Below are 11,512 nucleotides of genomic sequence, written 5' to 3'. Positions count from 1 at the left end.
GCGACGGGCGTGGTCATGGGTGTGGTTGCTCCTCGTCCCAGAGGCGGGACAGTCGTTGAGTCAGATCGTCGATCGGGCGGCCCCCCAGCCGGGCGGCGATGATGGCCGCGCGCAGGGCCTGGTCGATGCGGTCGTCGAGGTGAGCGCGGACCCGGTGCGGGTCGACGTCGAGCACCACGGTGCCGCGGCCCTGGCGCGCGCCGATGATCCCTTCGGCCACCAGGTCGTTGTAGGCGCGGGTGACGGTGATCAGGCTCACCTGCAGGTCGCGGGCGAGTTCGCGTTGGGAGGGGAGCGGCTGACCGGGGGCCAGGGCGCCGCCGTAGACGGCGCTGCGGACCTGGTCCTTGATCTGCTCGTACATCGGGGTTCCCGATGTGGCGGACAAGACGATGTGCACGTACTGAATATATTGCATATATACAGTTGGGTCAACGCGTTCACTGAGCCAGGTACGCTCCGCGACGCCCCCGCTCGCTCGCAACCCCGCCACGGCTAGGGTGCCGCCATGACCACCCCGCCAGGCCCGCAACCCCCGCGCTCCGCCGGGTGGTCCGCTGGAACATCGCCGCCGTGGCCGCCCTGCACGTGGCTGCGCTGGCACTGTTCCTCGGCGGCCACCTCCTGGGCACCGCCGGACTGGCGATGATCGCGTTCGCCTACAGCCGGGGGCTGCTCCACGCCCTGGACGCCGACCACCTGGCGATGATCGACGGTTCCACGCGCAAGCTGCTCGGCGAGCAGCGCAATCCGGCTGGGGTCGGGCTGGCGTTCTCCCTGGGCCACTCGACGGTGGTGCTGGCCGCCGGCGTCGCCGTGGTGCTCGGCGCCGCCTGGGTGAGGGAGGCGATCGACCCGGACACCCAGCTCGCGACCGTCCTGGGCAGCATCGGTGCGGGAGTCTCCGCGGCCTACCTGCTCGCCGTCGCCGCCGCCAACACCCCGCTGCTGGTGGCGGCCGTGCGCGGTGCGGACGCGGTGGGGCACACCCACGCGCTGGCCCCGACCGGCTGGTGGGGCCGCCTGCTCATGACGCCGCTGTCGCGGGTGCGCCACGCGGGGCACGTGTACGCGTTCGGACTGCTGTTCGGGCTCGGTTTCGACACGGCGTCCACGATCTCCCTGCTCATGCTCACCGCGTCGGCGTCGCTCGCCGGGGTCCCCCCGGTCGCCCTGCTGTGCCTGCCGCTCGCGTTCGCCGCGGCGATGACCCTCGGCGACTCGATCAACGCTCACGTCATGCTGCGGGTCTACACCGCGGCCGAGACCTCGGCCCGGCGACGGCTCAACATCGCGCTGCTGATCGTCTCCATCACCTCGGCCGTGCTCGTGGCCGGCGCGACGCTCACCGGGCTGGTCGGCGCCTGGTCCGGCATCGCCGTGCCCGAGTTCGACACCACCTGGTTCGGGTGGGGTCTCGCCGCCCTGGCCGCGCTCGGCGCCCTGTGGCTGGGCTGGCTCCGCTACCTCGCCCGGTGCACCGGGCCCCACCCTCCCCTCAAGCGATAGAGTGAGGACTGCCCTGCTCGGCACACCCCCGCCCTGAAGGAAACCCCGATGCCACGCCTTCGCCTGCTCGGCAGCCTGCTGCTCGCCGCGCTCCTCGCCCTCACCCTGACCGGCTGCGCCACCGTCTACGACCCGGATGCGGTCACGCCTGTCCGCTGGGTACGCGACCCCAGCTACTCGGCGGCCGTCGTGGAAGCCGTCGGCGCCGACGAGGCGGCCGCGGCCTGGCGGTTCGCCGTCGACTTCGCCCTCACCCACCAGTTCCAGGAAGACCTGATGGATCCGGCGAACCCGCCGACCGCCGACCAGCTCGCCCGAACGGTGCTCGATGACCTCAGCGAGACCGCGAAGCCGTACTTGACGGAGCAAGCAGCCCTCGTCGTCCAGGGCGACTCGACAGCTCGAGGCAACCTCAACGTGCTGCAGTTCAGCGGCTGGAGCCCCCGCGCCCAGGTCACCAAACCGGGCCGGGACACGATGCTGCGGACCCAGGCCATCGAACGCGGGGCCGTCGACTACGACGCCACGACCGAGGAGATCACCGTCCGGTTCAGCTACCGGGCCATCGTGCAGATGTCCGCCCAGGGGCGTCCTGTGCGGCTCCACGCGAAGAACCGGCCCACCTACTGGCTCGCCCGCCAGCCTGCAGGCGGCCACCTGATCGACAGCTACCAGGGATCCCTCGTCATCGACGAGGTGTGACCGGGCCCGACACGACCCGCACCCTCACCTCGACCCCGGGCGCGACCGCGACGGCGGCCACCACCCCCGGCGGCGACCACCGGCCCAGCCCGAACACCGCCAGGGGCCGGAACCCGGGGACCCGGACGAGGCGACGACCACCCTCGAACGTCGACATGGGGACGCTCAGTCCGACCCCGTGCGCCTTGAGCACGGCCTCCTTGCGCGTCCAATCGCGGTAGAGCCGTCCCGACCAGTCGGGCACCCCCCGTGCCCGGACGCGCTCCGCAGGAGTCCAGACCCACTCGGCCAGGGCCTCCAGTCCGGACCGCCCGAACCGGCGTTCGACGTCGACGCCGACGGGGCCGCCTGCCAGCGCGACCGCCCCCCAGCCGTCCGTGTACGACAAGGAGACCGAGGGCGCCCCCGGCCACGGCAGCACGGGCCTGCCGTGATCGGTCCCCCGCAGACCCCGCACCGGCGCCTCAGCTCCCAGCCGGGAGCGACGACCGAGGGGGCCAGGACGACGTCCAGGAGGCGACGCCCCCGCAGGGAGCCGCGCACCAGCCAGACGTCGCAGCGCGGCGCCCTCACCCGCGCGCCGGAGCGGGTGGTTCGGACGGCAGCCAGCGCTTGACCGTCGAGGTGAAGACCCCCAGGACCATCTCCAGCGGCCCCCTGGAGAACCACAGCCGCCACAACCCCGCCGCCACCAGCAGGATCGCGAACTGCACCAGCAGCGACAGCCAGGAGGCGTCGGCCAGGACCGGAACCTGCAGCATGAGGAGGTGCCCCACGTACGCGCTCAGCGGCATCGACCCGAGGGTGGTGAGCGGGCGCAGCGGACGGGCGACCACGCGCCCGACGATGAGGCAGGCGCCAAGCACGCCGCAGGCGATGCCCAGGGTGAACAGCAGATCGAGCGGGGTGCCGGTGTGGGGCGCCAGGACCGCATTCCACCACCGGGTCGTCGTCGGCAAGGTGCCGCCCGCCCCCCACACCAGGATGTCGGTGTAGGCCTCCAGGGACATGCTCCGCGACGCCACGGCGGCGAGTTGCGTGCGACCACCGACCACGTCGAGAAGCAGCCAGCCCGCCAGGGAGGCGAACGCGGCGAGGGCCGCCCCCAACGCGAGGAGCGAGGCGGCGACGTGGCGGCGTCCGATGGCGGTGCGGCCGATCCCCAGCCCGACGCAGGCGTACGCGAACCAGGTCAACGCCGGGAAGGTGCCGGTGAGCATCACGGTGACCAGGCTCCCGGCGGGGTCCGCGGCGAGATCCACCAGGGTGAGGTTCGGGTTCGACGCCAGCGCCGCGGAACCTGGCAGCTCCCAGGTTCGCCGGATGACGTGGCTGACCAGCGGCGCACCGACGGCGGCCAGCAGACCCAGGACCAGGTCGAACCGTGCGCTCGCCCGCAGGATCGGGACGAGCATGACGAACAGCACCGCATAGGTGGGCAGGATGATGCTGGCCTGGTCCGCATCCACGAGCAACCCCAGCAACAACCCGAGCGTCCCGATGAACAGGGTCCGCACCACGAGGTTGAGGGCCGCGCCGGTCCAGGCCCGCCCGCTCGGGGGGTGGTTGCGTCCGGTGGTCAGGCCCACCCCGACACCGGCCAGGACGGCGAACAGCGCCGCCGAGTTCCCCGAGGCGACGATCCACGCCAGGGGGCGCATCCCGTCGTCCGATACGAGGGGCGTCAGATGCACCGTCATCATGCCCAGCACCGCCAGCGCGCGTGCCAGATCGAGCCCGGCGACCCGGATGCGGGTGGCGCGGGGTGGGGGCGGGGGCGACGGCTCGGCGGCGCACGCGTGCGCGAGGGTGCCGCCCCGGGCGGGGATGTCCGGCGGGAGGCTCGGTGCCGGGGGGTGTCCCTATGTTTCTCGTCAAGCTGCGAGGGGTTGTGGCGTCGGGTTGGGGGCCCGGTAGGGCTCGCGGTTTCTGAGCATGGCGAACAGGACATCGACTCGGCGCCGGGAGAGGCAGATGAGTGCGGCGTTGTGTTTCTTGCCTTGGGCTCGTTTCCGGTCGTAGTAGGCCCTGCTGACGGGATCGGATCTGAGCGCGGCGAACGATGACAGGAACAGGGCCCGTTTGAGGTGCTTGTTTCCCGATCTGGCTGGGAACTCGCCCCGGATGCTGGTTCCGGAGCGGTGCGTGACGGGTGCGAGGCCGGCGTAGGCGGCCAGGTGTCCGGCGGTCGGGAACAAGGAGGCGTCGCCAACGTCGAGCAGGATCCGTGCTGCGGTCCTGACCCCGACGCCTGGCATCGAGGTCAGGACCTCGGCAAGAGGGTGAGCATCAACGACCTTCTCGACCTGCGCAGCCAACTCGGAGCGCTGGTCCCACGTCTGGGGCAGGGAAGCGGCGAGCTTCGGCAGAACCTGTTCGGCCGCGGCAGTCCCGGCAACAACAACGGTCTGCTCGGACAGGGTCTGGGTGATGGCGTCGGCGAAGTTCTGGGCGTGACGCGGGTTGGCTTTGGTGATGACCCGCAGCAGCTTGGACTTCGATGCTGCGGTCATGCCTTGGGGTCCGCCGAGCTGCTCGATCACAGCGAGGCCTTGCCTGGTGGCCAATCGGGGTCCGACAACGCGTTCCAGCGCGGGATGGATCTGCGTGAGCAGTCCCCGGATCCGGTTCGACAACCGAGTCGCTTCCGCAGCCAGGTCCTCATCGAACCCGACCAGAACCTTCAACTCCGCCAAGGTCTCTTCGCCCAGGTCGACCCGGCGAAGGGTGTGCGGCATCGTTCGAGCGGCGTCGGCGATGACGAACGCGTCGCGCGCGTCGGTCTTCGCGTTGCCCGGATAGAGATCGGCGGCCCTTCGCATCGCGAGGCCTGGCAGGTAGGCGACCTGGATGCCCATCGACCGGGCGACGGCGATGGGCAGCGCGCCGATCGTGTTGGGCTGGTCGACGATCACCAACACCCGACCGTGCTCGGACAGCCTCGTGAACAAGTCTTCGAGCTTGGACTGGTCCTGCGGCAAGGGCTTGTCGAACACCTTCTTGCCGGCGGCGTCGAGGGCGCAGGCATGGTGGGCTTGCTTGCCCACGTCGAGCCCGCACCAGATGTCGAAGCCGAGGTCGTTGTGCATGACGGCCACCATCCTTCCATCGAAACGACGGTCGTCGGAGTGGTGATGCGTCAGCTGCCGGCACCCACGTTACGAAGAGACCTGTGTTGAGGCCGTGTCCCTATCAGCGGTCATCTGGCGCCACCAGGTTCGGTGACAACACCCCCCGGATCATGCGTGAGACAGGGGCAGTAAGTCATGCCGGGCCCGGCGACCGTAACCCCGCCCTACGGGGTCACCAGAAAGGTAACGGGCGTCGGCCTCGGTTGCTGGCCTCGTAGTGGCCAGCCACGTCACCAACGGGGGTCGGTCCAGGTGGGGCTGTTGGCGGCCTTGGACACGGCTTGCTTGCTGACGCCGAGGGCTTGGGCGATGTCGGCCAGGGAGCGGGTGGTCAGCATCTCCCGGATGGCGGCGGTTCGGACCGCTGCCAGGTCGCTGGCCTGTTCCTTGAGGGCGTCCTGCAGGTTCAGGGTCCAGCGGGCGATCCCTTCCGGACCGCCGTAGCGTTCCGACCAGCCCTCATCGGCGTTGGCGACCTCGCGCAGGAACTGGCCCGGGTCGGCCGCGGGTTCGTTCTCGGCGCTCATGCCGTCCGCCACTCCCCCGCTCGGCGCGGGCGGCCAGGTCGTGCAGGGCAGCGGCCAGTTCGCGCATACGCCGCACGTCATCGAACCCCTCACCGAAGCACAGCCACCGATCCGGTTCCTCGAACGCCGTCTGCTCGATCAGGATGCCGGGCTCCCCATCGGGAGACGTCCCGACGCTGAACTCGTCACTGGGGCCGATGGTCACGTACTCGAAGTCCTGGCTCACCACGTCCGCCTTTCCTCGCCTGTTTGGTCGTCTCGATTGTCGCGGGCGCCGCTGACGCTTTCCGGTACGCACGCTCCCCCACTCCTCGGGGGGCAACGCCACCCTCGACGACTGCATACACCCCCACCCCTAGCAGGACCGCGGCCTGGGCGCCAGCGGCCAGCACTTCGGCACGCCGCCAGCCCCAGGTGCGTTCGGGGGTGGGTGGGCGAAGGGCGAGGTTGGTGGCGATCAGCGCCATCAGCAGCCCCGACGCCGCCGTGAGCATGTAACCGGCGTCGACCAACAACGCGAGGCTGTTGGTCCACCACGCCCCGATGACCTCGGCGACCAGGATAGCGGCAGTGATCCCGACCACGATCGTGAGCTTGCTGCGATGGGTGCCCTACGACGCGTGGGCGTGGTCGGCGCTCATGCTGGTGCTCTGTCCAGGGCGGGCCTCAGGGCAGGTGCGTGAACTCGGGTCCGCCAGCTTTGCTGTGGATCAGGGGAGATCACGAGCGAACGTCCTGTCCCCGGAGGGGCCGGCGGTGACTCCGGCGGGCGATGTAGTCGAAGCCGATCTCGTCGACCAGGGCTCGGATTTCCTCGGCGCTCACGGCTTCCGCGGGGGCGATCGTGAGGGACGATTCACCCGCAGGCTCAAGGTCGACGGTCACCTCCCGAACCCCGTGCAGGTGTCGGACGCGCTCCATGAGCAGGACGAGGCAGTCCGGGCAGGTCAGACCGCTCACCCCGAACGTGCTGACTCTCCTGATCGTAGTCCTCGTCACGGTGCGCTCCTTGGGTAGTTCGTGGCATGCAGGGGGGCGGGTCGGCGCCCCGTTACCTTTCTGGTGACCCCGTAGGGCGGGGTTACGGTCGCCGGGCCCGGCATGACTTACTGCCCCTGTCTCACGCATGATCCGGGGGGTGTTGTCACCGAACCTGGTGGCGCCAGATGACCGCTGATAGGGACACGGCCTCAACACAGGTCTCTTCGTAACGTGGGTGCCGGCAGCTGACGCATCACCACTCCGACGACCGTCGTTTCGATGGAAGGATGGTGGCCGTCATGCACAACGACCTCGGCTTCGACATCTGGTGCGGGCTCGACGTGGGCAAGCAAGCCCACCATGCCTGCGCCCTCGACGCCGCCGGCAAGAAGGTGTTCGACAAGCCCTTGCCGCAGGACCAGTCCAAGCTCGAAGACTTGTTCACGAGGCTGTCCGAGCACGGTCGGGTGTTGGTGATCGTCGACCAGCCCAACACGATCGGCGCGCTGCCCATCGCCGTCGCCCGGTCGATGGGCATCCAGGTCGCCTACCTGCCAGGCCTCGCGATGCGAAGGGCCGCCGATCTCTATCCGGGCAACGCGAAGACCGACGCGCGCGACGCGTTCGTCATCGCCGACGCCGCTCGAACGATGCCGCACACCCTTCGCCGGGTCGACCTGGGCGAAGAGACCTTGGCGGAGTTGAAGGTTCTGGTCGGGTTCGATGAGGACCTGGCTGCGGAAGCGACTCGGTTGTCGAACCGGATCCGGGGACTGCTCACGCAGATCCATCCCGCGCTGGAACGCGTTGTCGGACCCCGATTGGCCACCAGGCAAGGCCTCGCTGTGATCGAGCAGCTCGGCGGACCCCAAGGCATGACCGCAGCATCGAAGTCCAAGCTGCTGCGGGTCATCACCAAAGCCAACCCGCGTCACGCCCAGAACTTCGCCGACGCCATCACCCAGACCCTGTCCGAGCAGACCGTTGTTGTTGCCGGGACTGCCGCGGCCGAACAGGTTCTGCCGAAGCTCGCCGCTTCCCTGCCCCAGACGTGGGACCAGCGCTCCGAGTTGGCTGCGCAGGTCGAGAAGGTCGTTGATGCTCACCCTCTTGCCGAGGTCCTGACCTCGATGCCAGGCGTCGGGGTCAGGACCGCAGCACGGATCCTGCTCGACGTTGGCGACGCCTCCTTGTTCCCGACCGCCGGACACCTGGCCGCCTACGCCGGCCTCGCACCCGTCACGCACCGCTCCGGAACCAGCATCCGGGGCGAGTTCCCAGCCAGATCGGGAAACAAGCACCTCAAACGGGCCCTGTTCCTGTCATCGTTCGCCGCGCTCAGATCCGATCCCGTCAGCAGGGCCTACTACGACCGGAAACGAGCCCAAGGCAAGAAACACAACGCCGCACTCATCTGCCTCTCCCGGCGCCGAGTCGATGTCCTGTTCGCCATGCTCAGAAACCGCGAGCCCTACCGGGCCCCCAACCCGACGCCACAACCCCTCGCAGCTTGACGAGAAACATAGGGACACCCCCCGGCAGGGTTCAGCGTTGGTCGTTGAGGATCCGTCGGCGCTGCTGGTAGTCGTCGGGTTCGATCTCCCCGCGAGCGAGGCGTTCGTCCAGCAGTTCCAACGCGGTCGGCCGCTCGCGCTGGGGCCTGGGCGCCTCGACGCGGCCGATCCTGCTGATGGACCACACCAACAGAGCGATCAGGACGACGAGGATGAGCGTGCTGATCCCCATTCCCAACCACATCCCCCAGCCGCTGTTGTCTCCCCACATCATCATTGGTTCCCTTCTTGAGCTGGCCTTAGGTCCATGGTGCTGCGTCGACGGCGTGCGGCCCGTCTGCGGTCGGTCAAGATCGCTACAAGGTCGGCGGCGCAGCGTTCGCGCCCGTTCACAGGCGGCTGGTGGCTTCGTGCAGGAGTTCGGCGGGGTCGAGCCACATGGAGGGGTAGTTGCCGTGCCAGAGCTTGTTGCCGTCGGCGTCGATCAGGACGAAGCCGTGCCCGGGCAGGCCTGGGTGCATGCCCTTGTCGAGGGTGTCGTAGGCCTTCGAGACCGTGCCGTCGTCGAGCAGGTAGGGGGTGGTGACGCCGAAGCGGTCCAGGTCGGGCTGGATCTGGGCGGCGGTGTTCATCACGATGGGGAGCACGGTGATGCCGGCTGCGGCGAAGCCCGGCTCCTGCTCGATGAGGGCCATCTGCTGGGTGCAGGAGCCGCAGCCGGCGCCCTCGTTGAAGTAGAGAAGCACGGGCTGGCCGCGGTAGTCGGCCAGGGACACGGTGGTGCCCGCGGTCGTCGGCAGGGTGAACGCGGGCGCCTGACCGGACGGGCCACCCTCGACGGGGCGGGCGCTCCACAGGCCGAACCCGACGAGGGCGACGATGAGCGTGGTCAGCAGCCCGGTCGCGATTCTGAACAGGCGGCGACGCTTGGTCTCCTTGGCTGATTCTCGTGCCCGTTGGTCTCGGAGCTGTTGCCGGCGGCTGATGGTGGTGCGCTGGTTGCTGGGCATGGTCGTCAGTTCCTCGCGGTGTCGTGGTCGGCGATCGGGTGGTCGGCGTCGGTCGTGCTGTGGCAGTGCGGCAGGGTGGGGTCGGCGTCGGCGTGCTCTTCGGCTCCCTGGCGCGCGTCGCGGCGGCGGTCGCGGAGCGTGGTCCACACGAACACCCCGGCCAGCCCCAACAAGGCGAGGCCGAGGACGGGCTCAGGGACCGGGGCAAGCCAGCCGAGGACGGCCTGCGCGGCTTGGGTGACCCAGTCGCCGGCGGCGAGCTGCACCCAGGTGCCCGACCCGGTCATCGTCGCCGTGCCAGCGAGGGTGATGACCCAGACGCCCATGCTGACGAACGCGCCCGCGACGAGCAGGTTCACGCTGTTGGTGTGCAGCGTGCGGCCGGCGACGGTCACCCTGATGGGCTTCGCCCGGCCCCAGCGTCGTTCGTTGAGGCGGGCGGCGTCCCACACGAGTGCCATGACGAGCAGCGGGATGACCATGCCGAACACGAACGCCAGCCCGAGGACCAGGCCGCCGAGCGGGTTGCCCGAGAGGGCGGACAGGGTCATCACGCCTGCCAGGACGGGGGCGCAGCAGCTGGACGCGATCCCGGAGAACACGCCGAGGCTGAAGAAGGTCGCCGTGTCGCCGCGGGTGGTGTCGGGGGCGCGCAGCATCGACGGCATCGACCACATCCGGCCGCTGAGGGCCAGCAGGCCGAGGCCGATCATGAGCAGGCCACCGGCCCAGTACAGGATCACGTGGTACTTGGCGATCGCACCGGCCAGCAGACTCACCCCGAGCGTGATCGGGACCAGGACGAGCGCCAGGCCTGCCGCGAAGACGAAGGTCAGCGGGAGGAGGCGCCACCGGTTGTTCTTGACCGCAGCAGCCAGGTACGACGGGGCGAGGAAGACGATGCAGCAGGGTGCGAACAGTGCCACCGTGCCCGCGAAGAAGGCGGCCAGGATGCTGCCAGTTGCCAGGAGTTCCGAGCCCATCACGAGGCCTTCCGTGCCGCGAGGGCGCGGTCGAGCTTGCGGCGCGGGAGGCGTCCGGCGCTGAGGAACGCGCCGTCGAGCAGCACGAGGGGGAACATGGCCGGGCGGTGTTGATGGAGGAGCTTCTGGCCCTGCGGTGATTCGGCGTCCACCTGGTCGAGCAGTAGCTGCCCTTGGGTCGCGCGGTTCAGGAGTTCCGTGTGGGCGTCCTCACAGAGGTGGCAGGCCTCTGCGGTTACCAGGGTGACCATGGGCGACGCAGCCCGGTCGGTCTGGTGGCCGACCCGGGCCCAAGTGTTGTTCGTCGTGTTCACGACGACCATGGTGGTTCCCCTCACCGGGGGGACCGGTCAAGGCAGCCTCAAGATCTCGTCTGGCCTGAGAACAGCATGTGCGGTCGTCCGAGGGCGAGGGGCCGGCAGCACCTGCCGGCCCCTCGCCACGGTCGGGTTCCTACGCTGATGCGAGCAATCCCTGCATCTCCTCGATCTCTGCTTCCTGGTCGGCGATGATCTTCTGCGCCAGCTCGATGGCTTGCGGGTCCCGGCCGTCGGCGAGTTGGGTCTGGGCCATCTCGATCGCTCCTTGATGGTGGGCGATCATCGAGGTGAGAAACTGCCGGTCGAAGTCGGCGCCCGATAAGCCTCGCAGCTCGGCCATCACCTCTTCCTGGCTTCTGCCGTCCATGTCCATGCCCGAGTGGTCCATCCCGGCCATGTCGCTGTCGGCCGGCATCGGATCCTCGCCCCACGCCGAAAGCCAGCCGCTCATGGTCTCGATCTCGGGGCCCTGAGCCGCCGAGATGCGTTCGGCCAGGGCCTGGACGTCCGCGCTCTGGGCCTGCTGGGCGGCGAGGTCGGCCATCTCGATCGCACCCTGGTGGTGCACGATCATCATCTGCGCGAACGCCGTGTCTGCCTCGTTGTGGGCGGCCGCATTGCTCGGGTTCGCTGACCCTGCTGTCGTCAAGGCTGGGCTGGGAGTGGCCGCCGGCGTGGCCGAGCACGCCCCCAGCATGGTCGCCGCTACCGCGGCGCCCATCACGATCGTGACCCACTTCGGTGTTGCGCTCATGGTTCTCCTGTTTCTCGCAGACAATCGGCCGCACCCCCGAGGGAAGCGGGGCACCCGCCGTCTTTCAAGGCTGCGCAACGA

Annotated in this window: 15 protein-coding genes; 3 read left to right on the top strand and 12 right to left on the bottom strand. The window is 69.5% G+C overall.

Features of this window, described 5'->3' with window-relative positions:
- Positions 1–13: 13 nt before the first annotated feature.
- Positions 14–400: a GntR family transcriptional regulator gene (locus G7070_RS07845; RefSeq protein ID WP_166233274.1), complete on the bottom strand. Its 387-nt coding sequence runs from the start codon at positions 398–400 to the stop codon at positions 14–16.
- Positions 401–549: 149 nt separating this feature from the next.
- On the opposite strand from G7070_RS07845, the gene G7070_RS07840 reads away from it, so the two are divergent.
- Both G7070_RS07840 and G7070_RS07835 read left to right on the top strand, forming a co-directional pair.
- Positions 550–1,509 (top strand): HoxN/HupN/NixA family nickel/cobalt transporter, encoded by a 960-nt coding sequence (locus G7070_RS07840; protein ID WP_166233273.1) that lies wholly within the window; start codon positions 550–552, stop codon positions 1,507–1,509.
- Positions 1,510–1,557: 48 nt separating this feature from the next.
- On the top strand, positions 1,558–2,211 hold the full coding sequence (locus tag G7070_RS07835; protein ID WP_166233272.1) for a hypothetical protein: 654 nt from the start codon (positions 1,558–1,560) through the stop codon (positions 2,209–2,211).
- Here G7070_RS07835 and G7070_RS07830 read toward each other — a convergent pair.
- The 6 genes from G7070_RS07830 to G7070_RS07805 form a co-directional block, all read right to left on the bottom strand.
- On the bottom strand, positions 2,195–2,599 hold the full coding sequence (locus tag G7070_RS07830; protein WP_166233271.1) for a 4'-phosphopantetheinyl transferase family protein: 405 nt from the start codon (positions 2,597–2,599) through the stop codon (positions 2,195–2,197). The two genes, G7070_RS07835 and G7070_RS07830, sit on opposite strands and share 17 nt — an antisense overlap.
- Positions 2,600–2,780: 181 nt before the next feature.
- Positions 2,781–3,872: a hypothetical protein gene (locus tag G7070_RS07825; RefSeq protein WP_348981492.1), complete on the bottom strand. Its 1,092-nt coding sequence runs from the start codon at positions 3,870–3,872 to the stop codon at positions 2,781–2,783.
- Between the two features lie 213 nt (positions 3,873–4,085).
- On the bottom strand, positions 4,086–5,300 hold the full coding sequence (locus tag G7070_RS07820; RefSeq protein WP_166233267.1) for an IS110 family RNA-guided transposase: 1,215 nt from the start codon (positions 5,298–5,300) through the stop codon (positions 4,086–4,088).
- 272 nt (positions 5,301–5,572) lie between these two features.
- Entirely contained in the window at positions 5,573–5,869 is a 297-nt protein-coding gene (locus tag G7070_RS07815) for a hypothetical protein (RefSeq protein WP_166233269.1), read from the bottom strand.
- Between the two features lie 185 nt (positions 5,870–6,054).
- The gene (locus G7070_RS07810; RefSeq protein WP_246227514.1) at positions 6,055–6,453 is read right to left on the bottom strand and encodes a cation efflux transmembrane domain-containing protein; all 399 of its coding nucleotides are present in this window, start codon (positions 6,451–6,453) and stop codon (positions 6,055–6,057) included.
- A gap of 136 nt (positions 6,454–6,589) precedes the next feature.
- On the bottom strand, positions 6,590–6,868 hold the full coding sequence (locus G7070_RS07805) for a heavy-metal-associated domain-containing protein (protein ID WP_166233268.1): 279 nt from the start codon (positions 6,866–6,868) through the stop codon (positions 6,590–6,592).
- A gap of 281 nt (positions 6,869–7,149) precedes the next feature.
- On the opposite strand from G7070_RS07805, the gene G7070_RS07800 reads away from it, so the two are divergent.
- Positions 7,150–8,364 carry an IS110 family RNA-guided transposase gene (locus G7070_RS07800; RefSeq protein ID WP_166233267.1) on the top strand — a complete coding sequence of 405 codons (1,215 nt, stop codon included), beginning with the start codon at positions 7,150–7,152 and terminating at the stop codon, positions 8,362–8,364.
- A 31-nt stretch (positions 8,365–8,395) separates the two neighbouring features.
- On the opposite strand, the gene G7070_RS07795 is transcribed toward G7070_RS07800, so the two are convergent.
- The 5 genes from G7070_RS07795 to G7070_RS07775 all read right to left on the bottom strand — a co-directional run bounded on the left by G7070_RS07795 (position 8,396) and on the right by G7070_RS07775 (position 11,431).
- Positions 8,396–8,641, bottom strand: coding sequence for an SHOCT domain-containing protein (locus G7070_RS07795; protein WP_206080019.1), 246 nt, complete (start codon positions 8,639–8,641; stop codon positions 8,396–8,398).
- A gap of 112 nt (positions 8,642–8,753) precedes the next feature.
- The gene (locus G7070_RS07790) at positions 8,754–9,374 is read right to left on the bottom strand and encodes a peroxiredoxin family protein (protein ID WP_166233266.1); all 621 of its coding nucleotides are present in this window, start codon (positions 9,372–9,374) and stop codon (positions 8,754–8,756) included.
- Positions 9,375–9,379: 5 nt separating this feature from the next.
- Positions 9,380–10,357, bottom strand: a complete 978-nt coding sequence (locus G7070_RS07785; protein WP_166233265.1) for a cytochrome c biogenesis CcdA family protein — start codon at positions 10,355–10,357, stop codon at positions 9,380–9,382.
- Positions 10,357–10,671, bottom strand: coding sequence for a glutaredoxin family protein (locus tag G7070_RS07780; protein WP_246227504.1), 315 nt, complete (start codon positions 10,669–10,671; stop codon positions 10,357–10,359). The genes G7070_RS07785 and G7070_RS07780 overlap by 1 nt, the downstream gene beginning before the upstream one ends.
- A gap of 139 nt (positions 10,672–10,810) precedes the next feature.
- Positions 10,811–11,431, bottom strand: a complete 621-nt coding sequence (locus tag G7070_RS07775; RefSeq protein ID WP_129459424.1) for a DUF305 domain-containing protein — start codon at positions 11,429–11,431, stop codon at positions 10,811–10,813.
- Positions 11,432–11,512 lie beyond the last annotated feature (81 nt).

It is taken from the genome of Propioniciclava coleopterorum (assembly GCF_011393335.1).
Taxonomy (GTDB): domain Bacteria; phylum Actinomycetota; class Actinomycetes; order Propionibacteriales; family Propionibacteriaceae; genus Propioniciclava; species Propioniciclava coleopterorum.
This window is presented reverse-complemented; position numbering and strand designations above follow the sequence as displayed.

Excerpts from the sequence above, each read along its gene's own strand:
- G7070_RS07835 (WP_166233272.1), top strand. The coding sequence starts at position 1,558 with ATGCCACGCCTTCGCCTGCTCGGCAGCCTGCTGCTCGCCGCGCTCCTC.
- G7070_RS07815 (WP_166233269.1), bottom strand. The coding sequence starts at position 5,869 with ATGAGCGCCGAGAACGAACCCGCGGCCGACCCGGGCCAGTTCCTGCGC.
- G7070_RS07795 (WP_206080019.1), bottom strand. The coding sequence starts at position 8,641 with ATGATGATGTGGGGAGACAACAGCGGCTGGGGGATGTGGTTGGGAATG.
- G7070_RS07800 (WP_166233267.1), top strand. The coding sequence starts at position 7,150 with ATGCACAACGACCTCGGCTTCGACATCTGGTGCGGGCTCGACGTGGGC.
- G7070_RS07790 (WP_166233266.1), bottom strand. The coding sequence starts at position 9,374 with ATGCCCAGCAACCAGCGCACCACCATCAGCCGCCGGCAACAGCTCCGA.
- G7070_RS07825 (WP_348981492.1), bottom strand. The coding sequence starts at position 3,872 with ATGCGCCCCCTGGCGTGGATCGTCGCCTCGGGGAACTCGGCGGCGCTG.
- G7070_RS07820 (WP_166233267.1), bottom strand. The coding sequence starts at position 5,300 with ATGCACAACGACCTCGGCTTCGACATCTGGTGCGGGCTCGACGTGGGC.
- G7070_RS07775 (WP_129459424.1), bottom strand. The coding sequence starts at position 11,431 with ATGAGCGCAACACCGAAGTGGGTCACGATCGTGATGGGCGCCGCGGTA.
- G7070_RS07785 (WP_166233265.1), bottom strand. The coding sequence starts at position 10,357 with ATGGGCTCGGAACTCCTGGCAACTGGCAGCATCCTGGCCGCCTTCTTC.